The organism is Streptomyces tritici (assembly GCF_048500665.1).
Lineage (GTDB): Bacteria > Actinomycetota > Actinomycetes > Streptomycetales > Streptomycetaceae > Streptomyces > Streptomyces tritici.
In genome coordinates, this window is sequence record NZ_CP183183.1 from 1,220,941 (window position 1) to 1,244,845 (window position 23,905).

23 protein-coding genes are annotated in these 23,905 nt (G+C 73.8%); 9 read left to right on the plus strand and 14 right to left on the minus strand.

All coding sequences use genetic code 11. The annotated features are described in order from the left end of the window. Position 1: 1 nt before the first annotated feature. A complete protein-coding gene (gene fxsA / locus ACNJ93_RS05670) occupies positions 2–166 on the minus strand; it encodes an FxSxx-COOH cyclophane-containing RiPP peptide (protein WP_418956225.1) in 165 nt (54 codons plus the stop codon). A 213-nt stretch (positions 167–379) separates the two neighbouring features. Between fxsA and ACNJ93_RS05675 the strand changes: the two genes are divergently transcribed. After that, positions 380–1,255 (plus strand): DUF4231 domain-containing protein, encoded by an 876-nt coding sequence (locus tag ACNJ93_RS05675; protein WP_418961319.1) that lies wholly within the window; start codon positions 380–382, stop codon positions 1,253–1,255. Positions 1,256–1,308: 53 nt separating this feature from the next. Here ACNJ93_RS05675 and ACNJ93_RS05680 read toward each other — a convergent pair whose 3' ends face one another. The 5 genes from ACNJ93_RS05680 to ACNJ93_RS05700 all read right to left on the minus strand — a co-directional run bounded on the left by ACNJ93_RS05680 (position 1,309) and on the right by ACNJ93_RS05700 (position 6,134). Further along, positions 1,309–1,797 (minus strand): hypothetical protein, encoded by a 489-nt coding sequence (locus ACNJ93_RS05680; RefSeq protein WP_418956226.1) that lies wholly within the window; start codon positions 1,795–1,797, stop codon positions 1,309–1,311. Positions 1,798–1,914: 117 nt separating this feature from the next. After that, positions 1,915–2,820: a S1 family peptidase gene (locus ACNJ93_RS05685; RefSeq protein WP_418956227.1), complete on the minus strand. Its 906-nt coding sequence runs from the start codon at positions 2,818–2,820 to the stop codon at positions 1,915–1,917. Positions 2,821–3,003: 183 nt separating this feature from the next. Next, positions 3,004–3,858, minus strand: coding sequence for a S1 family peptidase (locus ACNJ93_RS05690; RefSeq protein WP_418956228.1), 855 nt, complete (start codon positions 3,856–3,858; stop codon positions 3,004–3,006). Positions 3,859–4,040: 182 nt separating this feature from the next. Further along, on the minus strand, positions 4,041–4,829 hold the full coding sequence (locus ACNJ93_RS05695; protein ID WP_418956229.1) for a DUF1684 domain-containing protein: 789 nt from the start codon (positions 4,827–4,829) through the stop codon (positions 4,041–4,043). Between the two features lie 45 nt (positions 4,830–4,874). Further along, a complete protein-coding gene (locus tag ACNJ93_RS05700; RefSeq protein ID WP_418961320.1) occupies positions 4,875–6,134 on the minus strand; it encodes a DUF5685 family protein in 1,260 nt (419 codons plus the stop codon). A gap of 308 nt (positions 6,135–6,442) precedes the next feature. Here ACNJ93_RS05700 and ACNJ93_RS05705 point away from each other — a divergent pair, with 308 nt between their 5' ends. After that, positions 6,443–6,877: a cell division protein SepF gene (locus tag ACNJ93_RS05705; RefSeq protein WP_418956230.1), complete on the plus strand. Its 435-nt coding sequence runs from the start codon at positions 6,443–6,445 to the stop codon at positions 6,875–6,877. A 107-nt stretch (positions 6,878–6,984) separates the two neighbouring features. Here the strand turns inward: ACNJ93_RS05705 and ACNJ93_RS05710 are convergent, their stop codons facing one another. After that, on the minus strand, positions 6,985–8,187 hold the full coding sequence (locus ACNJ93_RS05710) for an acyl-CoA dehydrogenase family protein (RefSeq protein ID WP_418956231.1): 1,203 nt from the start codon (positions 8,185–8,187) through the stop codon (positions 6,985–6,987). A gap of 90 nt (positions 8,188–8,277) precedes the next feature. Further along, the gene (locus ACNJ93_RS05715) at positions 8,278–9,957 is read right to left on the minus strand and encodes an MFS transporter (protein ID WP_418956232.1); all 1,680 of its coding nucleotides are present in this window, start codon (positions 9,955–9,957) and stop codon (positions 8,278–8,280) included. Positions 9,958–10,385: 428 nt separating this feature from the next. Between ACNJ93_RS05715 and ACNJ93_RS05720 the strand changes: the two genes are divergently transcribed. Continuing rightward, positions 10,386–11,411: a phosphatase PAP2 family protein gene (locus tag ACNJ93_RS05720; protein WP_418956233.1), complete on the plus strand. Its 1,026-nt coding sequence runs from the start codon at positions 10,386–10,388 to the stop codon at positions 11,409–11,411. A 99-nt stretch (positions 11,412–11,510) separates the two neighbouring features. On the opposite strand, the gene ACNJ93_RS05725 is transcribed toward ACNJ93_RS05720, so the two are convergent. Beyond that, positions 11,511–11,732 (minus strand): I78 family peptidase inhibitor, encoded by a 222-nt coding sequence (locus ACNJ93_RS05725; RefSeq protein ID WP_418956234.1) that lies wholly within the window; start codon positions 11,730–11,732, stop codon positions 11,511–11,513. Between the two features lie 329 nt (positions 11,733–12,061). Here ACNJ93_RS05725 and ctaD point away from each other — a divergent pair, with 329 nt between their 5' ends. Continuing rightward, a complete protein-coding gene (ctaD, locus tag ACNJ93_RS05730; RefSeq protein WP_418956235.1) occupies positions 12,062–13,810 on the plus strand; it encodes a cytochrome c oxidase subunit I in 1,749 nt (582 codons plus the stop codon). Here the strand turns inward: ctaD and ACNJ93_RS05735 are convergent. The 4 genes from ACNJ93_RS05735 to ACNJ93_RS05750 all read right to left on the minus strand — a co-directional run bounded on the left by ACNJ93_RS05735 (position 13,734) and on the right by ACNJ93_RS05750 (position 18,035). After that, positions 13,734–14,735, minus strand: a complete 1,002-nt coding sequence (locus ACNJ93_RS05735; protein ID WP_418956236.1) for a helix-turn-helix transcriptional regulator — start codon at positions 14,733–14,735, stop codon at positions 13,734–13,736. The genes ctaD and ACNJ93_RS05735 overlap by 77 nt on opposite strands. Positions 14,736–14,871: 136 nt before the next feature. Further along, the gene (locus ACNJ93_RS05740; RefSeq protein ID WP_418956237.1) at positions 14,872–16,149 is read right to left on the minus strand and encodes a glycosyltransferase family 4 protein; all 1,278 of its coding nucleotides are present in this window, start codon (positions 16,147–16,149) and stop codon (positions 14,872–14,874) included. Between the two features lie 82 nt (positions 16,150–16,231). Beyond that, positions 16,232–17,521 carry an ABC transporter substrate-binding protein gene (locus ACNJ93_RS05745; RefSeq protein ID WP_418956238.1) on the minus strand — a complete coding sequence of 430 codons (1,290 nt, stop codon included), beginning with the start codon at positions 17,519–17,521 and terminating at the stop codon, positions 16,232–16,234. Then, positions 17,499–18,035 carry a hypothetical protein gene (locus ACNJ93_RS05750; protein ID WP_418956239.1) on the minus strand — a complete coding sequence of 179 codons (537 nt, stop codon included), beginning with the start codon at positions 18,033–18,035 and terminating at the stop codon, positions 17,499–17,501. The genes ACNJ93_RS05745 and ACNJ93_RS05750 overlap by 23 nt, the downstream gene beginning before the upstream one ends. A 116-nt stretch (positions 18,036–18,151) precedes the next feature. Here ACNJ93_RS05750 and ACNJ93_RS05755 point away from each other — a divergent pair, with 116 nt between their 5' ends. Genes ACNJ93_RS05755 through ACNJ93_RS05765 form a run of 3 tightly spaced genes read left to right on the plus strand, consistent with a single transcriptional unit; the run spans position 18,152 to position 21,845 of the window. Further along, complete coding sequence (locus tag ACNJ93_RS05755; protein WP_418961321.1) at positions 18,152–18,556, plus strand: hypothetical protein; 405 nt, start codon at positions 18,152–18,154, stop codon at positions 18,554–18,556. Beyond that, positions 18,544–21,168, plus strand: coding sequence for an ABC transporter permease subunit (locus tag ACNJ93_RS05760; RefSeq protein WP_418956240.1), 2,625 nt, complete (start codon positions 18,544–18,546; stop codon positions 21,166–21,168). Before ACNJ93_RS05755 ends, ACNJ93_RS05760 begins: the two co-directional genes overlap by 13 nt. Next, entirely contained in the window at positions 21,165–21,845 is a 681-nt protein-coding gene (locus ACNJ93_RS05765) for an ATP-binding cassette domain-containing protein (protein ID WP_418956241.1), read from the plus strand. The genes ACNJ93_RS05760 and ACNJ93_RS05765 overlap by 4 nt, the downstream gene beginning before the upstream one ends. Here ACNJ93_RS05765 and ACNJ93_RS05770 read toward each other — a convergent pair. Further along, complete coding sequence (locus tag ACNJ93_RS05770; protein WP_418956242.1) at positions 21,820–22,470, minus strand: transglycosylase family protein; 651 nt, start codon at positions 22,468–22,470, stop codon at positions 21,820–21,822. The genes ACNJ93_RS05765 and ACNJ93_RS05770 overlap by 26 nt on opposite strands. A 193-nt stretch (positions 22,471–22,663) precedes the next feature. Between ACNJ93_RS05770 and ACNJ93_RS05775 the strand changes: the two genes are divergently transcribed. Continuing rightward, the gene (locus ACNJ93_RS05775) at positions 22,664–23,446 is read left to right on the plus strand and encodes a hypothetical protein (RefSeq protein ID WP_418956243.1); all 783 of its coding nucleotides are present in this window, start codon (positions 22,664–22,666) and stop codon (positions 23,444–23,446) included. A gap of 218 nt (positions 23,447–23,664) precedes the next feature. After that, the gene (locus ACNJ93_RS05780) at positions 23,665–23,901 is read left to right on the plus strand and encodes a hypothetical protein (protein WP_418956244.1); all 237 of its coding nucleotides are present in this window, start codon (positions 23,665–23,667) and stop codon (positions 23,899–23,901) included. Positions 23,902–23,905 lie beyond the last annotated feature (4 nt).

Consider the following 23,905-nt stretch of genomic DNA (forward strand, 5'->3'; position numbering starts at 1 on the left):
TCTAGAGCGCGGAATTGAAGCTCGATGCACGCTCGGCTCGGTCCGCGGACACGGGCAGAAGACGACCGATCTTCTTTGCGGTGGCGGCGTCCCGCACGTCGATGTCGGCGAGGGGCACCCGGTTCTTCTTCGCGGCAGCGAAGGTGACAGCGGTCTGAAGGCTCACGATGGCCGTCCTTATTACTAGGGCACCATTGCGGTGCGTGCGCGCACGACTTTACCCTCAGGACCACGTGCGGCAAATCAGCCCACAGCGACGAAACAAAAGCGTTGCAACGCCGTCCCGACCGCACAGAACAAGCCATTCCATCGAAAGAGTGAAGCCACAACAGCAAAGACGGGGGTACGCATGAGCGGGCTCGGCGGTCCTCTCCAGAGCATGGTCTTCCGCAACGCCGATCTGCCGGTCCTCTTCCACCGGACCGACGAGATCGCGGTGACACGCCAGCGGGAGGCCGTCACCGACACCCGCCTCCAGCTGCTGCTTCTCGTCCTGGGCGCCTGTTTCGCGCTCGCTCCGTTCCAACTCACCAGCGCGCTCAGCGCGTTGACGTTCGCCGGGGTGCTGGCCGTGACCTACCGCGCGTCCCGCCGCCGCGCAAAGTCGCACTGGCAACTCAACCGCTCGGCCGCCGAGTTCATCAAGTCAACGTGCTGGCGGTACGCGGTGCACGGCGCCCCGTACGACTCCGACTCCCCCGACCCGGACGGGGAGTTCGTCAGCCGGCTCGAGGAGGGGTTGGCGGAGCTGCGCAAGGTGGGCTGGCAGGACCCCCGGGAGCAGGAGTCCGGCTCGGGCGCCGAGCTCATCACGGGGCCGATGCGCATGCTGCGCGAGAAGCCGTTCAGCGTACGCAAGGAGACGTACGTCCGCGACCGGCTGATCGAGCAGCGGAACTGGTACCACCGGCGTACGGTCGTCTCCCGCAAGGCGACCCTGTTCTGGGCGGTCACCATTTCCGCGCTCACCCTTCTGGCCCTGTTCTTCGGCGTGCTGCACACCTTCGCGGTCGCCGAGTCGTTCGATCCGGCCGGGGTGCTGGCCGCCGCGGCCGCCGCCTGCGTGGCCTGGGCCGAGGTGCGCCGGCACCAGCCGCTGATAGCGGCGCACTCCCTGGTGGAGGAGGACCTGGCCGCCATCCAGACGGCGATGCAGACCACGGTCGACGAGGCCCGCTGGCCGGCGGCGGTCTACGAGGCCGAGCGGGTGGTGTCGCCGCAGCACACCGACTGGCTGGTGCGGCACCGCAGTTGAGCCCCCTGCACCGCGGCCGACCGCACGGCGGCGCGGTCCGGCACCGGCGGGCGTCAGCCGCGGCGGACGCCCTCGCGCCAGATGACGGTGACGGGCCGGCCGCGTTCGCGCGCGTACGCCACGATGTCCCCGGTGCCGCCGAGGCCGCGGGCCGGCTCGCCGTCCCAGACGGCGAACAGGGCGTCGCAGTGGTCGGCGATGTAGGTGCCGGCGGCGAAGTACGCCTCGTCCGTGGAGTGCGCGAAGGCCATCCGGACCTCTCGGCTGGCCCGCCCGCGCAGGACCCGGTAGCGGGCCAGCTCGCCGGGCTCCTCGAAGGCGTCCTCGTAGTCCCCGCTCGGGATCACCACGGTCAGCCGCGCCCCGCAGTCCAGGGCGAGGTCCGCGAACAGCTGGTCCGCGCCGGCGGCCAGGCTGGAGTACACCTCGACGCCGCCGCGGTCGCAGCCCGCCGCCTTGAGCGCCGCCTCCAGCTCGGCGCGGACATGCGCGTACGCCGCGTCGGGAATGTTCCTGTGGCCGGTCACTCCGATGCGCTTCACTGACCCGCAACCCCCCGTTCGACCGGTGCCCGACCCTACGCACATCCTCCCAAAAATGCGGAAAAGGTCGAGCCCCCGCCCGGAAACCGGGCAGGGGCTCATCGTGGTGCGGGAGTGTCAGTAGACACTCACGCCATAGGCGTTGAGCGCCTCCACCACCGGCTGGAAGAAGGTCGTGCCGCCCGAGCTGCAGTTGCCGCTGCCGCCGGAGGTGAGGCCGAGGGCGGTGCTGCCCGAGTACAGCGCGCCGCCGGAGTCGCCCGGCTCGGCGCAGATGTTGGTGCGGATCATGCCGTAGACGATGTCGCCGCCGCCGTAGTTCACGGTGGCGTTGAGGCCGGTGACGCTGCCGCAGTGGGTGCCCGTCGTGGAGCCCCGGCGGCAGGCGGACTGGCCGACGGTCGGGTTGGCCGCGCGGGTGATGTCCTGGGAGCCGACCGAGCCGGACTTGGTGATCGTCGAGTTGGTGTACCGGACGATGCCGTAGTCGTTGTTCGGGAAGCTGGAGCCCGAGGTGCTGCCCAGCACCGTGGTCCGGCCGGAGTTGGCGTACCAGGTGCCCGCGCCGTCGGTGCAGTGACCGGCGGTCAGGAAGTACGAGGTCCCGGCGCTGTTGCGGACGTTGAAGCCCAGGGAGCAGCGCCAGCTGTCCGCGTAGATCGCGTCGCCGCCGGAGATGAGCTTGCTGAACTTGCCGGGGGTCCGCTCGATGCGGAGCGCGCCGGCGTTGGCGCCGGCCTCGCGCTTGATCTCGGCGATCTCGGCCCGGGAGACCGTGGAGTCGGCGGTGACGACGACGGTCCCGGCAGCCTGGTCGACGTGCCAGGCGGTGCCCGGGACGTCGGCCGCGAGGACCGCGTCGCTGGCGGCGGAGAGCTGGGTGGCGCTGAACGTGCCGGCGGAGTCCGCGTTCGCGGTGGGGACGGCGAGCACGGCTGCGGCGGCGGCGAGACCGGTGGTGACGGCGAGGAGGCGGGCTCGTCTCGTCGCTCCGCTGCGGGGGGTGGTGCGCTTGATCCTCACTTCTCGTTCCTCCATGGGGGAATCGGGGGCCCGTCCGTGGGGTGCCGGGCCCGTGAGGCGCGGCCTGGGGCCGGCGCTGTGGGGGAGTCTCGGCCCGCCCGGGCCGGGGTCGCAAGGGCGGCTTTCAGCCGTACCGTACGACGCTCAACTATCGGGCGGGCGAGAGGTTTCGGGGCGGTTCGGTCAGTAGAGGGAGACGCCGTACTTGGCCAGCGCCTCGGTCACGGGCTGGTAGAACGTGGTGCCGCCGGTGCGGCAGTTGCCGCTGCCGCCGGAGGTGATGCCGAGGGCCTTGCTGCCGTCGTAGAGCGGGCCGCCGGAGTCGCCGGGCTCGGCGCAGACGTTGGTCTGGATCATGCCGCGGACGGTGCCGCCGCCGGAGTACCGGACGGTGACGTTGAGCGCGGTGACCGTGCCGCCGTGGGTGCCGGTGGTGGAGCCGGTGCGCTTGACGGACTCGCCGACGTAGGCGTCGGCGGCGGTGAAGCCGCCCGTGTGGCTCAGCGAGGTGTTGTCGTAGCGGACCAGGGCGTAGTCGTTGCCCGGGAAGCTGGAGCCGACCGTGGGGCCGATGAGGGTGGTCTGCGCCGAGCTGGTGTACCAGTTGGGGGCCACGTTGCCGCAGTGGCCCGCGGTGAGGAAGTAGTACGTGCCGCCCTTCTGGGCGTTGAAGCCGAGCGAACAGCGGTAGCCGCTGCCGTAGATGGCGTCGCCGGCGGAGAGCAGGGGCGTGAAGACGCCGGGTGCGCGGGTGACGGTGAGCGCGCCCGCGTCGGCGCCCGCGGTCCGTCTGATCTTCGCGAGCTCGGCGTCGGAGACGGTGGAGTCGGCGGTGACGACGACCCGGCCCGCGGCCCGGTCGACGTGCCAGGCGACGCCGCCGACCTGCGCCTTGTCCACGGCCGCGTCGGCGCGGGCGAGCTGCGCGGCCCCCGCGGCGGCGGGGGCGGGCGCGGCCTGGGCGCCGGGCAGGGCGAGGGCGGTGACGGCCGCGAGACCGGCGGCGACGGCGAGCAGTCGGGTGCGGTTGTTCCTCACTGTGCTCCTCCTGGGAGAAGTGGAGGGGCCCGCTGGGTGTCGGGCCCGTGAGGCGCCATCAGGTGATGTGTCCCTGACATGCACCGCCAGTGATGGTGGACCCCCACGGCACGGCGCACAAGACCGCGGTACCGACGGGACCGCGGAGACGCGCGGGACGGGCGCGTCCCCACGCGTCCGGTTCAGTCGCTCAGGACCCGCCGCTCCCCCGCCGGAACCGGCAGCGGAAGCGTGTTCCCGGGCGGCGGGAACGGGCAGATGAAGTGGTCCGCGAACGCGCACGGCGGCAGCAGGGCGCGGTTGAAGTCCACGGTCACCGAGCCGTCCTCGGCCGGGGCGGGCGGCCGCAGGAAACGGAAGCGGTAGCTGTCCTTCCCGCTGGTGTCGTCGGCGAACACCGCCCACAGCGAGCCGTCGTCCTCGACCGCCACCCGCAGGCTGTGCTCCTCGCCGCCCACCGTGAAGAGCAGTTCACCGGAGAGCCCGAGCCCGCGCTCGCGTCCGTCGGCGTTCTCCACCCGGATGCTCGCGGCCTCCTCGTACGGGCGGTACACGCCCGGCAGCACCCAGTCCGGGTCGTACGGGGTCGCCTCGATGCCCCGGTAGGCGCGGCGCGCCGGGGACTCGGGGTCGAAGTCCCGGACAGCCCACAACCCTTCGCGACGGAGCACGACCAGCCGGCGGCCGGCCGACTCGACCCGGGAGTCCGGGATGGGTCCGTGGTCGGCGGTGAGCCGGACGCTGCCCATCAGGGGCGCGCCGTCGACGGTCACACCGTCCTCGGCGCCGGCGGTGAGGAGCACCTCGTCGCCCTCGGCCCGCCACTCCCCCGGAACGGCCGGAATTCGCCCCTCCGGGTAGTCCTCGAGCCAATAGGTGCCGGTGAGGGAGAGCGGCCCGTGCGGTGCCGCGACCGCGGCGGAGCGCCGCTCGTGCCAGTGCTGCCAGTCCTTGTGTGGATCGGTGGTCATGGGGTCACCTTCGCACACGGCTCCGGCCCGCCGACCGATCCGGCGTCAGCAGCCGCAGTCGCACCCGCAGTCGCAGCCGTCGCAGCAGCCCCCGTCGCCGCCCTCGCCGCCGCCGCAGCTGTTGCAGCAGCTGCAGCAGTCACCGCAGCCGCAGTCGCTGCAGTCGTTGCACGGCCCCTGCTTGCGCTCGCGGCTCCAGGGGTCCTCGTACTCGCCGCAGCACAGCTGGCAGGTGCAGGCGAGGCCCATCCAGACCGCGCAGCCGGCGAGCAGCCCGCGCCGGTTCGGCGGCTCGGGCGGCAGCGGCCCGCCGGGCCCGCCCGGGCCTCCCGGACCGGGGGCGTACGGGTTGCCGGGCACGGGCCCGTACGGGCCGGGCTGCTGCGGGGCGTACGGGCCGGGCTGGTACGGCCCCGGCTGGTGTGCGGCCGACACACCGTGCGCGCACCTCGTGGTGCCGAAGGCGCGGTCGACGGAGCGGCCCAGTTCGTGCGCGAGCAGCACGTGCGTGAGCTTGCCGTTCACGAACTCCGCGTCCTTCAGGGCAAGGCGGATGCCGTGCAGCGCGTCGTCGGCGAGCCGGCGGGCCTCCTCCACGGAGGTGCCGGTGGCGGTGAGCGGGTTCCAGGCGCCGGCCGCCTCGTCGGCGGCGCGGTCCTCGACCGCGTCGAGGAGGTGGGCCAGCCGGCCGAAGAGCCGGCCGGCCTCGGCGAGCGGTTCGGCGTTGCCCGGGCGGCCGGCCAGCACCGCGGTGTGCGCGAAGGCGGCGGCGGTCGCGGTCTCGGTGGGCTCGGTGACGGTGAGCAGGGAGGTGCCGGGGCCGGCCAGCGCCTCGATGCCGGTCTGCCGGTCCACCGCGTCGACCAGGACGGCGGTGTCGAAGCCGAGGTCCCGGCCGGTGCGGGCGCCGGCCCGGTCCCAGGAACGGGCGACCCGGCGGGCCGCGGCGGCGACCGGCCGGCGGGCGAGCAGACCGTCCCGGTCCGCCACGTGGTCCCGTACCTTCGCCGAGGCCAGCACGAGGGAGACGGCCGCCGCGAGCCGGGCGCCCTCCCCCTGCGCGACCGGGGCGGTGCGCATCGCGCGCAGCGGGCAGGGACCGGCGGTGCGCCGGCCGGACTTCCGCACGCCGGTCTGAGCCTCCGTCAGAACAGAGACGATCAGGCCGTCGTAGTTGGTGGCGACGCGGGCGAACTGGCCGTGGTCGGCCCGCAGCGCTAGGCAGAGGCCGCAGAGGTGAGCCATCCACTCGGTCTTCAGTCCGTCGGTGAGACGGTGCGTGCAGGGCCTGACGATTCCGAACAACAGATTCCCCCGGGCTTCGAGCGTCAGTGCGGCAGGCATCGTACCCAGCACATCCGTTCACCCGGACGTCCCCCCGATCACCCGTCCGGCCCGTCGCGGTCCGACTTTCCTGTTTTTGTGCGGTGTGCGACACGTTCGAAGCCTCGTCAGGCTCCCTATATGGGAAGAACCTTGACGTATCGCCATATCTTCTGCACCAGGTCCGTCACGAATCCCCTGCACGGTGCCTATCCACTTGGCGCACGATCCGCATCATGGACGACCATAGGGATGCGGAACCACGAGTGACCGCGTGAAAGGAGGCGTCCATGGGATCGGTGCGCAAGGCGAGTGCATGGCTGGGACTCGTCGAGGACAGCGACGAGCGTTACTACGACGACGAGTACGCCGAGGAAGCCGACGGCGGCGACGCCTGGGTGACGGACCCGCGGGTGCGGGTGGCCTCCGACTCGGCGCAGGAGCACGGCCGCCGGATCGCCACCGTCTCGCCGGACGGCTTCCGCGACGCCCGGACCATCGGCGAGCTGTTCCGCGACGGCGTCCCGGTGATCGTCAACCTCACGTCGATGGAGCCGACCGACGCCAAGCGCGTGGTCGACTTCGCCGCCGGCCTCGCCTTCGGCCTGCGCGGCTCCATCGAGCGCGTGGCGACCCGGGTCTTCCTCCTGACCCCCGCCGACACCCGGATCGTCAGCGGCGACCCCGCGGCCCGCTCGCAGGACGGTTTCTTCAACCAGAGCTGAGGGGCCCGGGGGTGGTTGCCGCCGGGGGTCCGGGGGTCGCCCCCGGAAAAGCACAGCAACCAGAGCCGAGGGGCCCGGGCCGCTCGCCGGCCGTTCTCGGCGCGTGTCTAGCGGAACGCGTCGAGGCCGGTGAGCGCCTTGCCCAGCACCAGCTGGTGCATCTCCACGGTGCCCTCGTACGTGAGCACCGACTCCAGGTTGGTGGCGTGCCGCATCACCGGGTACTCCAGCGAGATTCCGTTGGCCCCCAGGATCGTGCGCGAGGTGCGGCAGATCTCGATCGCCTCCCGCACGTTGTTGAGCTTGCCGAAGCTGACCTGCTCCGGCCGCAGCCGCCCGGCGTCCATCCGGCGCCCGAGGTGGTGCGCGAGCAGGACGCCCTTGTGCAGCTCCACGGCCATGTCGGCGAGCTTGCCCTGGGTGAGCTGGAAGCCTCCGATCGGCCGGCCGAACTGCTCGCGGCTCTTCGCGTACTCCAGCGCGGCCTCGAACGAGGCCCGCGCCGCGCCCATCGCGCCCCAGACGATGCCGTACCGGGCGTGCGACAGACAGCTCAGCGGACCCTTCAGCCCGGTCACCCCGGGCAGCACCGCGTCGGCCGGCAGCCGCACGTCGTCCATGACCAGCTCGCTGGTGACGCTCGCCCGCAGGGACCACTTGTGGTGGATCTCCGGCGCGGAGAAGCCGGGGGTGTCCGTGGGCACCGCGAAGCCGCGGACGCCCTCGTCGGTCTGCGCCCAGACCACGGCCACGCCGGCCACCGAACCGTTGGTGATCCACATCTTGCGGCCGTTGAGGACCCAGTCCCCGCCGTCCTTCTTGGCGTACGTGCGCATGCCCGCGGGGTCCGAGCCGTGGTCGGGCTCGGTCAGCCCGAAGCAGCCGATGATCTCGCCGGCCGCCATCCCGGGTAGCCAGCGCTGCTTCTGCTCCTCCGAGCCGTACTTCCAGATCGCGTACATCGCGAGCGAACCCTGTACCGAGACCAGCGAGCGGATGCCGGAGTCGGCGGCCTCCAGCTCCAGGCAGGCCAGGCCGTACTGGACGTTCGTCGCGCCCGCGCAGCCGTAGCCGGTCAGGGACATGCCCAGCGCGCCGATCGAGCCGAGCTCGCGGGCCAGCTCCCGGATCTGCGGCAGCTCGCCCTTCTCGTACCACTCGGCGATGTGCGGCAGCACCCGGTCGGCGGCCCAGCGGCGGACGGTGTCGCGGACCGCGAGGTCCTCGGGGTCGAGCAGGTCGTCGAGGCCCAGCGGGTCGGCGGGGTCGAACGGCGGCAGCGTCGACGGGGCGGGCGAGGGGGCGGACATGCGGGGCCTCCGGCGGATCGCACTCGGGACGGCGCCGCGCCCCCGGTCGGTGCGGCGCCCGTGGTCACGGACCGGCGCCGACGTTACGGATCAGTGCGCCGCGCGTCCAGACCCGGCCGGCTCACACGGCTCGCGCCGCTGCGGCAGCCGCGCCCCGACGGACCCGGCGGCGGGCTTCGCGAGCGAGACCCGGTCCTGCGCGGTCCCGGCGTCCGCGTCGTCGGGCAGCTCCTGCGGGCACTCCATGACCCGCGGCAGCCGCAGCGCCATCAGCGCGCCGATCAGCAGCAGACCCGCGCTGACCATGAGCGTGACGTGCAGGCCGCTGACGAAGGAGTGCCGGGCGGCGGCGTGCAGCGCCGCGCCCGCCGGGCCGCCGAGCCGCTCGGCGACCTCGTACGCCTCGCCCAGCGAGTTCGCGGCCGCCCGCGAGGCGGCGGCGGGGACGCCGCGCACCTGCTCCAGGCCGGGCGCGTACGCGGCGTTCATCACGCTGCCGAGCAGGGCGATGCCCATGCCCGCGCCGAGCTGGTACGAGGTCTCGCCGATCGAGGCCGCGCCGCCCGCGCTCTCCGCCGGAGCCTCGCTGAGCATCGACTCGTACGCCCCGAAGAGCGTGGTCTGCAGGCCGAAGCCGAGCAGGACGAACGCGCAGGTCAGCAGCAGCGGGCGGTCGTGCTGGCCCATCAGGACCAGCAGCAGCACGGCCGAGGCGGTCAGCACGAACCCGCCGCCGACCATCCGGCGCGGACCGATCCGGTGCAGCGTGGAGGAGCCGGTGGCCCCGGCGGCCATGGCCGCGAAGGTCAGCGGGAGCAGTCGGAGCCCGGTCTCCAGGGGGCTGAGCCCGAGGATCAGCTGCAGGTACTGGACGGCGATCAGCTGGAGGCCGACCAGCGCCAGCATGGCGAGCACGACGCAGCCGACGGAGGTGGTGAACCCGGCACGGGAGAACAGGCCCGTGTCGATCAGGGGGTGCGGCCGGCGTTTCTGCCGGCGGACGAAGAGGACGATCAGGGTGGCGCCGAGCAGCAGCGGGCCGAGGGTGGCCGGCTCGAACGGGGCGTGCCCCGCGCCGACGCGTTTGACGCCGAAGACCATGCCGAGCACACCCGCCGCGGCCATCAGCGCGCCGAGGACGTCCCAGGGCCCGTCGGCGGCGCCCTTGCTCTCCGGCAGCAGGATGCGGCCGAGCAGCAGCATCAGCGCCATCATCGGGATGTTCAGGAGGAAGACCGAGCCCCACCAGAAGTGCTCCACCAGGAACCCGCCGAGCACCGGCCCGGTAGCCGCCCCGACGGCGGCGGTGGCGGTCCAGATGCCGATGGCGGTGGCCCGCTCCCGCCGGTCGGGGAAGACCGCCCGGAGGATCGAGAGGGTGGCGGGCATGATCATCGCGCCGCCGACGCCGAGCAGCGCGCGGGCGGCGATCAGCACCCCGGCCGAGTCGGCCGAGGCGGCCAGCGCGGAGGCGGTGCCGAACAGCGCGTACCCGAGGAGCATCACCCGCCGCCGTCCGACCCGGTCGCCGAGCGTGCCGAACAGGATCAGCAGCGAGGCGCAGATCAGCGGGTAGGCGTCGACGACCCACAGGAGCTGGGTCGAGCTGGGCCTGAGCTCAGCGGTGAGGGAGGGGACGGCGACGTGCAGCACGGTCGCGTCGAGGGTGACGAGAAGCAGGCTGACACAGAGGACGACGAGGACGACCCAGCGGTTGGCACCCTCGGCCGCGGCCCGCAGCCGTGCCCGAGCCGTGATCGTCCGCGCCATGTACGTACCTCCCAGTGACCGCTCGCGTTCGGCGGGCGCAGGCCCCTCGGGGCGGCCCGGCATCGACAGGCGAGTGAGTCGCCAGCGTACGCGAGTTCGGGGGTCGGGCGCGTGGCGCAGCTCTCACCCCGGGGAGCGGGGGGTGTGGCGTAGGCCACGCGGGAGGCCCGGCGCGGCGCCTGGAATTCACCGCGGCCGTCCGGGTGAAATATTTCGCCGGCCCGCAACCCGGCCCTCCGTCGACCGCGGTCCCGAGCCGCAAACAGAGTTCCGACAAACGCTGCCCGGCCAATAGGCGCGGACTCCCCGGGATTTCCGCGGCGACCGGGTAATTGGGACCGCCAATGAGACGGACTCCACATCACATCGTCATCACGAACAGCCCGGATCGGCGGGTCCGCGCACTCACTCCCTGTAACGTCCATTGGGTGCGTACCGACATCTTTGCCCGGCTGGACCGGGAGCCGGAACCGCCGAAGATAGAGATCCCACGGATGACCCGAACCCGTCTCGCCCTCTTCGGCGGGACGGCCGTGTTCTATCTCGCGATCGTGGTCGCGGTGCTGCTGTCGACCTGGCTGGTGCTGCTCGACTGGAAGATCATGCTCTTCCGTCCGTACCAGCAATGGCCGGAGCTGCACGCGTTCCTCGACTACTACGTGGTGCTCGGCCAGCGCGGTCCCACCGCGGTGATGGTGGCGGCCTGGCTGGGCTGGCGGTCCTGGCGGCAGCACACGCTGCGTCCGCTGCTCGCGCTGGGGGCCGCGCTCCTGCTGCTCAACGTGACGGTGGGCGCGGTCAAGCTGGGGCTGGGCAGGCTCGGCCCCCACTACGCGACGCAGATCGGCTCGGCCGAGCTCTTCGCGGGCGGCGATATATTTCCGTCCGGTCACACCGCGAACGGCGTCGTGACCTGGGGCATCCTGGCGTATCTCGCCACCACCCCGCGGGCCCGCCGCTACCTGTCGGCGCTGTCCGCGGTGGTCGCCCTGGGCGTGGGTCTCACCACCGTCTACCTCGGTACGCACTGGCTGAGCGACGTGCTGCTGGGCTGGGCCGCCGGTCTGCTGATCCTGCTGGCGCTGCCGTGGTGCGAGCCGGTGATCGCCCGGGCCGAAGCGTTCATCCTGGACCAGCGCGCGCAGCTGCGGGCCCGTCGCCGTACGGCGCCGTCGCGGCCCGTCGCGGCAGGTGGCCCGCGTCCCGCGCTGTACCCGCCGCGTCCGGCGGCGGTCCCGGCCGGGGAGCACGAGGCGCACGAGGGGCCGGTGCGCGAGCCGGTGGGGGCCGGCAGCGGCCGCGCCGCCGCGGCCCGCGGCACGAACCCGCTGGCCACGCCCTCGCGCGCGCACGCGCATCCGCACGGTCACGCGCACGCGCGCGGGGAGCGGACGCCGGTGACCAAGTCGGGCAGCCGGCGGCCGCCGCACTCCCGCCCGGCGACGGGCGGCTGACGCGGGGAGCGGTACGCACGACCCGTTCGACGACAGGGCCCCGGCCGCACGGCCGGGGCCTTCGTCATGGCCGGGCTCCAGGGGCCGGCCGCCGGCGGCTCAGCCGAGCCAGCAGCGCAGGACGGTGTTCTCGTTCTCGTCCACCTCGAAATTGATCCGGCTCGGCAGGTACTCCATGGTGATGATCGAGCCGGGCGCGAGGGAGCGCACGACGCCCCAGCCGCGGCTTCTCGCGCGTCGTTCCGCGCTGTCCGCGTCGAGGCCGACATAGGCCTGCGGGGTGTCCTCGGGCGGTTCGGGAGTGGTCGGTATCGGTGCCATGGCCCTCACGTTAGGCGGCCTCGGACGGTGACGGAAGCGGGACCGGTGAGGGGCCGGGACGAGTTGTCTCAGCATGCTCGTGCGGCACATCCGTCACACTTCTGTCACAGCTCGCCGACATGTGTTTGGCTCGAACAATGTCACTCGTACGGGGAGTTTCCCGCCGGTCGGCCGGTAATTCCGCCGCGCTACGGGGTCACGTCCGAGAGGCTTGCGGAATTGCCGGAAGCGGGGCCCGACGGTGAATTGCGGGGCGCCGATTCCACCTGGCATTCACGTCCTCACCGCAGGATGTGCACGAGTCCTCGACGGATCACCGGAGGGAGCCCATGGGGACGGAGTCGGCGACGGCGGAGGTGGCGGAGCCACCCGCCCGGCGGCGTTCCTCGCCCCGGCGCCGGGGACGGGCGGTGATCGGCTGGCTGACCACCACCGACCACAAGAAGATCGGGCACCTCTACCTGATCACCTCGTTCGCCTTCTTCCTCCTCGCGGGGCTGATGGCGATGCTGATGCGCGCCGAGCTGGCCCGGCCGGGCCTGCAGCTGATCAGCAACGACCAGTTCAACCAGGCGTTCACCCTGCACGGCACGATCATGCTGCTGCTGTTCGCGACGCCGACCTTCGCGGGCTTCGCCAACGAGCTGGTGCCGCTGCAGATCGGGGCGCCGGACGTGGCGTTCCCGCGGCTGAACATGTTCTCGTACTGGCTGTTCCTCTTCGGCGGGCTGATGGTGATCGGCTCGCTGCTCGTGCCGACCGGCGCCGCGAGCTTCGGCTGGACCGCGTACGCCCCGCTGAACGGGCTGGAGCGCTCCCCCGGCGTGGGCGCCGACCTGTGGATCATGGGCCTGGCGCTCTCCGGCTTCGGCACGATCCTGACCTCGGTGAACTTCCTGGCGACGATCATCGGCATGCGGGCCCCGGGGATGACGATGTTCCGGATGCCGATCTTCACCTGGAACGTGCTGTTCACCGCGATCCTGGTCCTGCTCGCCTTCCCGGTGCTCGCGGCGGCGCTGCTGGTCCTGGAGGCGGACCGCCGGTTCGGCTCGGTGGTCTTCCAGGCCGAGAACGGCGGCGCACTGCTGTGGCAGCACCTGTTCTGGTTCTTCGGCCACCCCGAGGTCTACATCATCGCCCTGCCGTTCTTCGGCATCGTCACGGAGATCCTGCCGGTCTTCTCCCGCAAGCCGATCTTCGGCTACGTCACCCTCATCGGCGCGACCATGGCGATCACCGGGCTCTCGGTGGTGGTGTGGGCGCACCACATGTTCGCCACGGGCGCGGTGCTGCTGCCGTTCTTCTCGCTGCTGTCGTTCCTGATCGCGGTGCCGACCGGGGTGAAGTTCTTCAACTGGACCGGCACCATGCTCAAGGGCTCGCTGAGCTTCGAGACCCCGATGCTGTGGTCGATCGGCTTCCTGGTCTCGTTCCTGTTCGGCGGGCTGACCGGGGTGGTGCTCGCCTCGCCGCCGATGGACTTCCACGTCACCGACTCGTACTTCGTCGTGGCGCACTTCCACTACACGGTCTTCGGCACGGTCGTCTTCGCGACCTTCGCCGGCTTCTACTTCTGGTGGCCCAAGTTCACCGGCAAGATGCTCGACGAGCAGCTGGGCCGGCTGCACTTCTGGACGCTGTTCACCGGCTTCCACCTCACCTTCCTCGTGCAGCACTGGCTCGGCGCGGAGGGCATGCCCCGCCGGTACGCGGACTATCTGGAGGCCGACGGCTTCACGGCGCTGAACACCGTCTCGACGATCGGCTCCCTGCTGCTCGGCGCGTCCACGCTGCCGTTCCTCCACAACGTCTGGAAGACCCACCGGTACGGGACGAAGATCGACGTCGACGACCCCTGGGGGTACGGCCGCTCGCTGGAGTGGGCGACCTCCTGCCCGCCGCCCCGGCACAACTTCGCCTCCATCCCGCGGATCCGCTCCGAGAGCCCGGCGTTCGACCTGCACCACCCGGAGTTCGCCTCGTACGAGCGGATCCGGCTCAGCGCGGGCTCGGGGCCGGCGGAGGTGGAGCCGTCCGACCGGTCCGGTCCAGGGCCCGGGACAGCCGGTCCCTGAGCGCGCGGATCCGGTCCTCCAGCTCGGGCGGGTCGACCACCTCGAACTCGAAGCCCAGCAGCGCGATGTGGATCATCACCACGTCCAGGCCGTGCGCCCCGGTGCGCAGCAGGCAGCGGTCCGGGCCGTCCCCCTCCAGGACGCCGTCCATCGGGCCGATCGCCCGCCGCGCCTCGTCGAGCGGGACGTGCAGCCGCACCACCGCCTCGGTGGAGTACACGGCGCTCGACACCCCGCGCGCGACGTACGCCGCCAAGTCCTCGGCGGGCGGCTCGCGCGGCGGGAAGCGCGGGCCGTGCGGGGGCTTGGGGGTGATCCGGTCGGCCCGGAAGGTCCGCCAGGCGTCCCGTTCCACGTCCCACGCGACCAGGTACCAGCGGCGCTCCGTGCACACCAGGCGGTGCGGCTCGACCGTGCGGCGGGTGGCGGCGCCGTGGTGGTCGCGGTACTCGAAGCGGAGCCGCTCGCCGTCCCGGCAGGCGTTGGCCAGCTCGGTGAGCACCGAAGGGTCGAGCTGTGCGGCGGGGGTGCGGAGCATCGGCACGGTGAAGGCGTTGAGGGCGCTCACCCGCCGCCGCAGCCGGCCGGGCAGCACCTGCTCCAGCTTGGCCAGGGCGCGTACGGAGGTCTCGCCGATGCCCTCGATGCCCTGTCCGGCCGCCGTGCGCAGCCCCACGGCCACCGCCACGGCCTCCTCGTCGTCCAGCAGCAGCGGCGGCAGCTCCGCCCCGGCGCCGAGCTGGTAGCCGCCGCCGGTGCCGGGGCTGGCGTTGACCGGGTAGCCGAGCTCCCGCAGCCGGTCGACGTCCCGGCGGACGGTCCGGGTGGTCACGCCGAGGCGGTCGGCGAGGGCGGTCCCGGACCACTCGCGGTGGGTCTGGAGCAGCGAGAGCAGGCGCAGCAGTCGTGCCGAGGTCTCCAACATGGGCCCGAGTCTGCCAGCCGTCGCGGACAGCCTCCGTCCGCGATGCCCCGCTCTCGCGGGGGCGCGGTCGGCCCTTGCGGGCGGTGCGGCTCAGCGCTTGCCGGCCGTACGGATCAGCGCTTCCGCGCGGTCCGGGTCAGCCCTTGCGGCGCAGGACGTCCGCGGCCTTGTAGCGGACCGCGTACGCCGCGTCGAGCACGGTGCCGCGGGCCTGGTGCAGGGCGTCACGGAACCGGCTGCGGGCCCGGCCGGAGTCGCCGCGGGCGACCAGCTCGCTCCACAGGGTCTCGTGGAGGGCGGCGATGCGCACCGGGTCGAAGCGCTCCGAGGCCGTCCGGGCCGCCTCGGCCGTCGCGGCCCGCAGTGCGTCGTCCTCGATCAGTTCGAGCAGCGCGGAGGCGACCGCGTCGGAGTCGCCCACGGGGACGAGCCGGCCGTCCACGCCGTCCTCGATGATCTCCCGCGGACCGTGCGGGCAGTCCGTGGAGACCACCGGGAGGCCGCAGCGCATCGCCTCGACGATGGTCATCCCGAAGGACTCCAGCCGCGAGGTGACCGCCGCGATCGAGCCCTTCGCCCACTCGGGCTCCATCGGGTTGGCCGTGCCCATCAGGGCCACGTGCTCCTTCAGGCCCAGCGCGGCGATCTGCTTCTCCAGCGCGCCGCGCTCGTTGCCGGTGGCGTCGCCGGTGCCGTAGATCCGCAGCTTCCAGTCGGGGCGGGCGGCGACGACCTTGGCGAAGGCGTCGATCAGCACGTCGTAACGCTTCACCTTGGTGAGCCGGCCGGCGGCCACGACGATCCTGGACGCCGGGTCGGCGGGCGGCACCGAGGGGGCGGGCACGCTGTTGGGCACGGCCTCGATCCGCACGCCGGGCAGCTTCAGCCGCGTCCGGTACGAGCGGGCGTCCGCCTCGGTGACCGTGGTGACGGCGTCGAGGAGCACGTACCGGTGGCCGATCTCGCGGCGCAGCCGGTAGCCGTGGCTGTCCAGGGTCAGGTGCTCCTGGCCGACCCGGACCGGGCCGCGCCGGGTCTGCCGGGCGATGTGCACGTTCAGTCCGGGCCGGGTGCCGACGACCACGTCCGCCTGAAGGTTCCTCAGGTGCGCGGCGATCCGGTCGTCGGTGAGCCGGCTGTACTGCTTCCAGCGGCCGTCGCCGCGCGGGAAGACCCGGGCCGGCTTCGCGTAGTCCGGGTGGTTCCCGTCGTACTCCGGGCTGTGCTTCCGCAGATCGACGAGGTGACGCATCGTCACCCCGGCGGGGGCGCCGAGCATCGGCTCGTCGCGGTGGCGGAACACGGAGACGATCTCGACGTCATGACGTTCCGCGAGCACCTGCGCGAGGTTGAACGTGGTGCGGATCGTGCCGCCGATGCCGTAGGCGTTGTGCAGCAGAAAGGAAATGCGCATGGCGCTGACGCGCCTCCCCCGTCGAGAACGTCCGTGGTGAATTGGGTCCCCGGGAACTCTACTGCCCCGGCGGAGCGCGTCGTCACGGCCGGTACGGCAGCTGGGGCACGGTGGCGCAGGTGGCCGTCATCCCGCCGCCCTGCGTCACCCAGCCGCGGCCGTCCTGCCAGCGGGCCACGGACAGGCAGGTCCGCCGGGCCTTCGGCGGCTCGTCCAGGCGCTCGAAGCGGACCGGCAGCAGCAGTCCGCCGGCGGTGTACGGCTCCGGCCGGTTCAGGTACCGCTCCACGCACGCCCGGGTGAGCGCGCCGGCGCAGGAGCGCGCCGCATCCGTGAACCACATGGCCGCCGCCCAGCCCTCCAGCTGCCACTGGGAGAGCGGCCGGCCCTTCAGCGTGCCCCGGACGCCCTCGCGGAACGCCTTGACCGCCGGGTGGTCGGTGTCCTCGTAGTTGCGGCTGGAGCCGGTCACCCACAGGGCGTTGCGGCAGACCGGGGAGCGCGCGTAGTCCTGGGGGACGGCGGAATTCCAGTTCTGCACGTTGGTGACCTTGGCGGTGACCCGGACCCCGGCGTCGTCCATCGCCTCGCACAGCCGGGCGTTGCCGTGGCTGTCCAGCGCGTCGAAGACGAGGTCGGCGCGCTGGGCGCGCAGATCGGCGGCGACGGCGCGGTAGTTGGGCAGGGCGAAGTCGACCTGTTCGGTGACCACGCGGTAGCCCTCGGCGCGCAGTCCGGCCACGATCAGCCGGGCGTAGGCGGCGGAGGCGGCCTGGTTGTACGAGACGACGGCGGCCGTTCCCGCACCGTGCTCGGTCCGGAAGTAGCGGTACACCTCGGTCCCGCCGTACAGGACGCCGTTCCAGCCCGGCGACCCGCCCGTGCGTGGGGCGAGGCTGCCGTAGATCCCGTAGAGGTGCGGATAGGTGTCGTACGCGGGGCCGAGCGGCTGGCCGCCGATGTCGGGGACGCCGGCGCGGGCGACGAGCGGGGCGCCCGCGTAGTCGAGGGCGGTCGTGGCGACGAGGGCGAACACCTTCTTCTCGTCGAGGAGTTCGTGCACGCAGGCGGTGTTGCCGACGCCGCTGCCGCCGTCGTCGCAGGTGACCGGCTCGACGCGGCGGCCGGCCACGCCGCCGTCGGCGTTCAGCGCGGCGAAGTACGCGAGGGCTCCGTCGCGCGGGCCGGTGAAGGCGTCGCCGCCGACGGGGCTGGTCGCGCTGGTGATGATGCCGACGCGGATCGGCGTGCCGTCGGCGGGGCCGGTGGACCGCGTCCCGAAGGCCGCTTCGGGGAGCCGGCTGCCGCAGGCGGCGAGCAGTGCGAGCAGCAGCGTCAGGAACAGTGCCTCAGCAGCCCGGAACGGCCGCATTGCCGCTCTGCTTCACCAGAGCGCACAGCGTCTGGACGGAGACCTTCCAGGTGCCTTCCTGCTCGACCGCGGTGCCCTTGCTGTCCGGGATCGCGGGGGTCCCGCCGACCAGCAGGTCATAGGTGACCTCGGCCTTGTCCTTCGCCGTGAAGGAGACGGCGCTGACCTTCGCGGACGACTTGGCGGCGTTCGGATCCTGCGCGAAGGCGGCCAGGACCGGCCGCATCTGCTCGCCGTTCTCCAGGACGCGGACCTTCTCGTCCACCGGGGTCTTCGCGTCGAAGAAGGCGGTCCAGTTCTTGGTGATCTCGGCCTTCGCGGCCACCGGGTCGGCCGGTTCGTCGGCCGCCGGGGGCGACGTGGGCACGGGCGGGGCGATCGGTGAGGTCGGCGTCGACGGCGACGACGGCGAGTCGTCGTCACCGCAGGCCGCGGCGACGGGAGCGACGACGAGGACGGCCGCGGCCGCGAGCGCCGCCAGACGTGAGCGCCCGCCGAGTCTGTTGAGAACCATCTGGCTCACCACCGGGTGTCCGTTCGGGCCCTGCGGCCCGATGATTCCAGGGTGGGCCGGTTACCGGCTCCACGCAAAGCAAGCCCTGGGAGGTCCCGTCCGTGCCGACACGCCGGATGCTGCTGTGGGCCGGGCTCGCGGCGGCGGCCGCGGGCGCGGTGCTGTGCGCGGTCGGCTGGTACGGGATGTCCGGCGAGCGCTTCGCCGAGCGCCAGCTGCCGTGGCTGGCGTCCGGGACGGTGCCGGGGGCGGCGCTGATCGTGGCGGCCGCGGTGCTGGTCGCGGCGGGGGCGGCGGGGCGGGACGGGCCGCCCGAGGGCGGGCTTCCCGCCCAGGGGCCGCCGGAGTCCCCGGACGAGGTCCCCTGGAGGCCGTCGTCCACGGACCCGCCGCTGCGGGTGCCCGGCGGGACGCTGGCCCACCGCCCGGACTGCCCGCTGGTCGCGGGCAAGGCGGAGGCGGTGCCGGCGGGGGACGAGGAGCTGGACCCCTGCCCGGTGTGTGAGCCGTGGCCTCGCTGACGTACGAGCTGACGCTCGCGGGCCTGGCGATCGGCAGCGCGGCGGCGCTCACCGGCATCGGGCTCGTCGTCACCTACCGCGCGACCGGGGTGCTGAACCTGGCGCACGGGGCGATCGCGATGGTGTGCGCGTACGCGCTGCGGCAGTTCGTGGTGGTGTGGGACTGGCCGCTCGCCCTCGGGACGGCGGTGACCCTGCTCCTGGTGGCCCCCGGGCTGGGCCTGGCCCTGGACCGGGTGGTGTTCCGGCCGCTGGCCCGGGCCGGCTCCGATCCGACGCGGACGCTGGTGGCCTCGATCGGCGTGTTCGTGCTGCTGGTCGGGGCGGCGGCGCTGCTGTGGGGCACGGGGGCGCGGGACGACGCACCGGTGCTGCTGGGCGACGACCCCTGGGCGCAGCTGGGCGCGGTGGTGGTGCTGGCCTGCGGCGTGGCGGCGGTGACCCGCCGGACCCGGTTCGGGCGGGAGCTGCGCGCGGTGGTGGACAACCGGCCGCTGGCGGTGCTGGGCGGCATCGACGCGGACCGGGTGGCGTCGGTGGGCTGGGCGTTCGGCGCGTTCACGGCGGGGCTGACGGGGGTGCTGCTCGCGCCGTACGTGCGCCTCGACCCGTACGGGATGCCGCTGCTGGTCGTCGAGGTGATCGCGGTGGCGGTGGCGGCGCGGATGCGGAGCCTGCCGGTGGCGGTGGGCACGGCGCTGGCGATCGGCGTGGCGCAGGCGCAGCTGACGCGGCTGCACCCGGAGGGCTGGGCGGGTCCGCTGGTGCAGGCGCTGGGGGCGAACCTGTTCGTGGTGGCGCTGCTCGTGGTGGCGTGGGTGCTGCCGGGGGTGGGGGCGAAGGACACGCTGCCGCCCCCGTCGGTGCCGGCCCGGCTGCCACCGGGGATCTGGCTCGTGGCCGCGGTCCTGTTCCTCCTGCCCCTGGGCCTGGGGGGCTCGGACCTGAGGACGTCGATGCAGGTCCCGGCGCTGGCGATCGTGCTGCTGTCGCTGGTGGTGGTGACCGGCCGGGGCGGCCAGATCGCGCTGGGGCAGGCGGCGTACGCGGGGCTGGGCGCGCTGCTGACGGGGGTGCTCACCGGGGCGGGCCGGCCGGCCTGGGCGGCGCTGCCGGTGGCCGTGGCGGCGGTGGCGGTCGCGGGCGGGCTCACGGCCTGGCCGGCGATCCGCCGGCACGGCCTGGCGCTGGCGCTGGCGACGCTCGCGGTGGGGGTGGCGGTGAGCCGCTTCGTCTTCGCCCAGCCGTACGCGACGGCCGGGCTGTCGCTCGACCGGCCGCCGGGCTTCGCGGACGACCGCGCGTACTACGCCCTGGAGCTGGCCGTCCTGGCGGCCTGCCTGGCCCTGGTCGCGGCGTTGCGCCGGGGCCGCGCGGGACGGGCCCTGGCGGCCCTGCGGGACCACGAGCCGGGCGCGGAGGCGGCGGGCGTCCCGGTCGCCCGCCTCAAACTGGCCGCCTTCGTCGCGGGCGCGGGCCTGGCGGGGCTGGGCGGCGCGCTGTGGGGCATGTCGCTGCGGGCCTTCGACCCGGAGGCGTACGACCCGGTCCGCGCGCTCCTGTGGTTCGCCGCGCTCGTCGTCCTGGGCGCCGACAGCCTCCTGGCCCCCCTGCTGGGCGCCGCCCTGCTGGTCGCCCTGGACGCCGGCCCGAGAGGCGGCGTCGCAGCCGCCCTGATCGGCCTCCTGGCCACCCTCAACGCCCGCCTCCCCACCCTGACCGCCTGGCTGTCCACGCGCGCCCCCGCCCCGGCCGCAGGCCGGACGCACCCCCACCGACCCGCAGCCGCCGACGGCGCCCAGCCCGGCACCGGTGGACCCGCACCCGACACTCCCACCCGCACGGGTGGCACGGGAGGGAACCACAGCCCGGCCGGAGGCCGGGCACAGCCCCACCCACCCGCACCCGCCGGCGGCGCCCCGCACCCCGCGTCCGCTCGCCGCGGCGGCGGCGCAGCCGGGCTGCGGGCCGAAGGGCTGGTGTACGCGTACCCCGGTGGCGTGCTGGGGCTCGACCGGGTGGGGGTCGACGTACCGCCGGGGCGCATCACCGCGGTCGTCGGAGCCAACGGCGCCGGCAAGAGCACGCTCTTCGGCTGCCTCGCCGGCAGCCTCCGCCCCCGCGCCGGCCGCGTCGTGCTCGACGGCACGGACATCACGCACCGCCCCGCCCACACCCGTACCCGCCTCGGCATCGCCCGCAGCTTCCAGCAGCTGGCCGTGTTCCCGTCCCTGAGCGTCGAGGACAACGTCCGCATCGGCGCCGAGCAGGGCGGCCACCGCCGCGCCGGCCCCCCGGGGCAGGCCACCGACCTCGCCCTGCGCCTCTTCGGGCTCGACGGCGCCCTGCGCCGCCTCCCGGCCGCCGGGCTGCCCACCGGCACCCTCCGCCGCGTCGAGCTCGCCCGGGCCCTCGCCGGGCGGCCGCACACGCTGCTGCTCGACGAGCCCGCCGCCGGACTCGACGCCGCCGAGACGGCGGACCTCGCCCGCGTCCTCGCCGCCCTCGCCGCCGACGGCCTCGCCGTGCTCGTCGTCGAGCACGACCTCGACCTCGTCGCCGGGATCGCGCACACCGTGCACACCATGGAGGGCGGGCGGCTCGTGTCATGAGTACGGAGATGCACCTGATCGGCGCCCGCGTCCGCTACGGGCCCCTCGAAGCCCTGCACGGGGTCGACCTGCCCGTCCCCGCCGCCACCGTCACCGTCCTCCTCGGCCGCAACGGCGCCGGCCGGACCACCGTGCTGCGCGCCCTCGCCGGCACCGTCCCGCTGGCATCCGGCCGCCTCCTCTGGCGTGGGGAGGACGCCACCCGCTGGCCCGCCCACGTCCGCGCGCGGCGCGGGCTCTGCCTCGTACCGGACCTGCGCGCCGTGTACGCGACCCTCACCGTCGCGGAGAATCTGGCCCTCTGCCCCGCCGCCCCCGACGCGGCCCTCGACGCGTACCCCGCCCTCGTCCCGCTGCTCCCCCGCCGCGCCGGCACCCTGTCCGGCGGCGAGCGCCGCATGCTCGCCGTCTCCCGCGCGCTGCTCACCCCCGACGCCCGCGTCGTCCTCGTCGACGAGCCGGCCCTCGGCATGTCCCCGCCCGTGGCGGCCCGCACGTACGAGCGGCTCGCCGCGCTCACGGCCGAGCGCGGCGCGGCCGTGGTGCTCGCCGAGCAGCGCCTGCCGCCGCCGGGCGCGCTGCCCCGCGGCACGCTGGTGCACGAACTGCGGCGGGGCTCCCTCGCGTTCAGCGGGGAGCCCGCCGAAGTCGCTACGTGGACGCCGGAATCGAGATGAGGAGCATGACCCCGGTCCGCAGCCGGTTCGGATCCGCCCCGATCTCCTTCTTGTTGGCCTCGTACAGCGCCTTCCAGCCGCCCTTGATCCGGAACCGCCGGGCGATCGAGCTGAGCGTGTCGCCGGGCTGGACGACGTGCATCCGCCCGCTCAGCCCGTACCGCTTGGAGCAGACCGGCCACGCCTTCCAGCCCTGGGTGCGCAGCACCTCCTCCGCGACCTTGATCTGCTGGGCCCGGGTGGCGAGATCGGCGCGCCGGGCGTACTTCAGGCCGCCGTGCTCCTCCCACGTGGGCTGCCAGAACTGCAGCCCGCCGTAGTAGCCGTTGCCGGTGTTGATGTGCCAGTCGCCGCCGCTCTCGCACAGGGCGACGCAGCCCCACGGCCACTGGTCCTTGGCACAGGCGTACGCGGGCACGGCACCGGCCCGCACGGACGCGGACACGGCCGCCGGGGCGACGGAGGCGGAGGAAGGGGACGAGGACGCGGACGCGGCGGACGGTACGGGGGCCGCCTCGGCGGGAGGCGTGCACAGGCCCGCGGCGGTCACCGTGGAGAGCAGCGCACCGGCCGCGAGCAGAGCGGCGCGCCGGCCGCCGGCCGCAGAACATCGGATCTTCGACATCGGGTCACGCTAAGGACCGCTCCCCCGCCGCGGCGGCGTCGCCGCGCGGGCCGCCCGCCGACCCCACCCGGTCGGCCCACCGCAACCCCGTGGCATGTGACGCGTGACTCCGGCCGCGCATCGCCCGTTGAACTCGGCATGAGACGACCGGGAACCGCCCGGCGTCGCACGCACCGAGTCCAGGGAGTCCCCCGTGCCGCGCATGCTCGACGTCAGCGAGGACGTACGCGCCGAGATCGGCGACGAAGAAGCGGACCGGCTGCTCGCCGGCGAGAACGCCCCGGGCAGCTACGACTGCACCTCCTGCCGGACGCCGGGCGACTCCGAGCAGGAGCGCACGAGCACCGTCCTGTTCGTCGGCGAGGAGACCGCGGTCCTGGCGTTCGCCCACGCCAGCTGCATCCCGTCGCAGGTCGTGAGGGTCGCCGAGGACCAGCTGCAGGGCGCGGTCCGCTCCATCACCGCCTCGGACGCGGCGGACGCGCTGGCCGCCGCCCACCCGGAGCAGGCCGTCCTCGGCGTCACCAGCGGTCTCGTGCTCATCGAGGGCGAGCTGCACCCCGCGCTGGTCGTCGAGCCCACCGCGCCGGTCGCCCGGCCCGGCTCCGACGGCACCACCGACGAGTTCCTGCCGCTGCTCCTGGAGCAGGGCTTCCAGCCCGTCGTGGACGTCAACCAGAAGCCGGCCCAGCTGCCCGGCTGGTCCGTCCTGGTGGCCATGGGCCAGCTGCACTCCGTGCTCCAGCCGGGGCCCGGCGGGGCGGGCCAGGCGGCCTGGTGGCAGGCCCACCAGCCACTGCAGGTCACCGAGGGCTGGCGCGCGGCGGCCAACAAGTCGCACACGGTCCTGGTGTTCGCCGCCCCGGTCGGCTCCATCGGCCAGCAGCCGCGCGAGGACCTGCTGCGCGACGCGCTGGAGAAGGCCGCGGCGAACGGCCGCCTGGTGGCCGCCGCGATGCCGCTGGCCGGCACCTGATGGGGGACGTGCGCCGGGACATAGGACCGGCGTACGTGCCGGGGGTCCCGGCCGTCCCGCGCCCGCGGGCCGCTCCGGAGAGCGGCCCCATGGCGAGCCGCCCCACGGAGCGTCCTCTTTCCGACGGCCGCCCGCATCCGACGGGCGGCGGGGTCGTTGGCACATACGTGCACGCATACGATCCCTCCCCGCAGCCGTACCAGAGTCCGATCCCCGCCATGCGCCCCGCGCAGGAGGGCACGGCGGAGCCGTCGCAGACGCCGATCTACGACCGGCTGTACGCGGAGTACCGCAGGGCCTTCCGGGCCCTGCCGGGCGACCGCAGCGGCGAGGACGAGCCGAACTTCCGGACCCTCGGCACCGGCGGGTACGGCGGCTACGGCGGCACGAGCGGGTTCACGTACTCCCGGGGCTGGCAGGCGGCGCTGCCACCGGGCCCGCGCCGGGGACTGTGACGCA

Excerpts from the sequence above, each read along its gene's own strand:
- ACNJ93_RS05675 (WP_418961319.1), top strand. The coding sequence starts at position 380 with ATGGTCTTCCGCAACGCCGATCTGCCGGTCCTCTTCCACCGGACCGAC.
- ACNJ93_RS05695 (WP_418956229.1), bottom strand. The coding sequence starts at position 4,829 with ATGACCACCGATCCACACAAGGACTGGCAGCACTGGCACGAGCGGCGC.
- ACNJ93_RS05705 (WP_418956230.1), top strand. The coding sequence starts at position 6,443 with ATGGGATCGGTGCGCAAGGCGAGTGCATGGCTGGGACTCGTCGAGGAC.
- ACNJ93_RS05710 (WP_418956231.1), bottom strand. The coding sequence starts at position 8,187 with ATGTCCGCCCCCTCGCCCGCCCCGTCGACGCTGCCGCCGTTCGACCCC.
- ACNJ93_RS05715 (WP_418956232.1), bottom strand. The coding sequence starts at position 9,957 with ATGGCGCGGACGATCACGGCTCGGGCACGGCTGCGGGCCGCGGCCGAG.
- ACNJ93_RS05725 (WP_418956234.1), bottom strand. The coding sequence starts at position 11,732 with ATGGCACCGATACCGACCACTCCCGAACCGCCCGAGGACACCCCGCAG.
- ctaD (WP_418956235.1), top strand. The coding sequence starts at position 12,062 with ATGGGGACGGAGTCGGCGACGGCGGAGGTGGCGGAGCCACCCGCCCGG.
- ACNJ93_RS05735 (WP_418956236.1), bottom strand. The coding sequence starts at position 14,735 with ATGTTGGAGACCTCGGCACGACTGCTGCGCCTGCTCTCGCTGCTCCAG.
- ACNJ93_RS05740 (WP_418956237.1), bottom strand. The coding sequence starts at position 16,149 with ATGCGCATTTCCTTTCTGCTGCACAACGCCTACGGCATCGGCGGCACG.
- ACNJ93_RS05745 (WP_418956238.1), bottom strand. The coding sequence starts at position 17,521 with ATGCGGCCGTTCCGGGCTGCTGAGGCACTGTTCCTGACGCTGCTGCTC.
- ACNJ93_RS05750 (WP_418956239.1), bottom strand. The coding sequence starts at position 18,035 with ATGGTTCTCAACAGACTCGGCGGGCGCTCACGTCTGGCGGCGCTCGCG.
- ACNJ93_RS05755 (WP_418961321.1), top strand. The coding sequence starts at position 18,152 with ATGCTGCTGTGGGCCGGGCTCGCGGCGGCGGCCGCGGGCGCGGTGCTG.
- ACNJ93_RS05765 (WP_418956241.1), top strand. The coding sequence starts at position 21,165 with ATGAGTACGGAGATGCACCTGATCGGCGCCCGCGTCCGCTACGGGCCC.
- ACNJ93_RS05770 (WP_418956242.1), bottom strand. The coding sequence starts at position 22,470 with ATGTCGAAGATCCGATGTTCTGCGGCCGGCGGCCGGCGCGCCGCTCTG.
- ACNJ93_RS05780 (WP_418956244.1), top strand. The coding sequence starts at position 23,665 with ATGCGCCCCGCGCAGGAGGGCACGGCGGAGCCGTCGCAGACGCCGATC.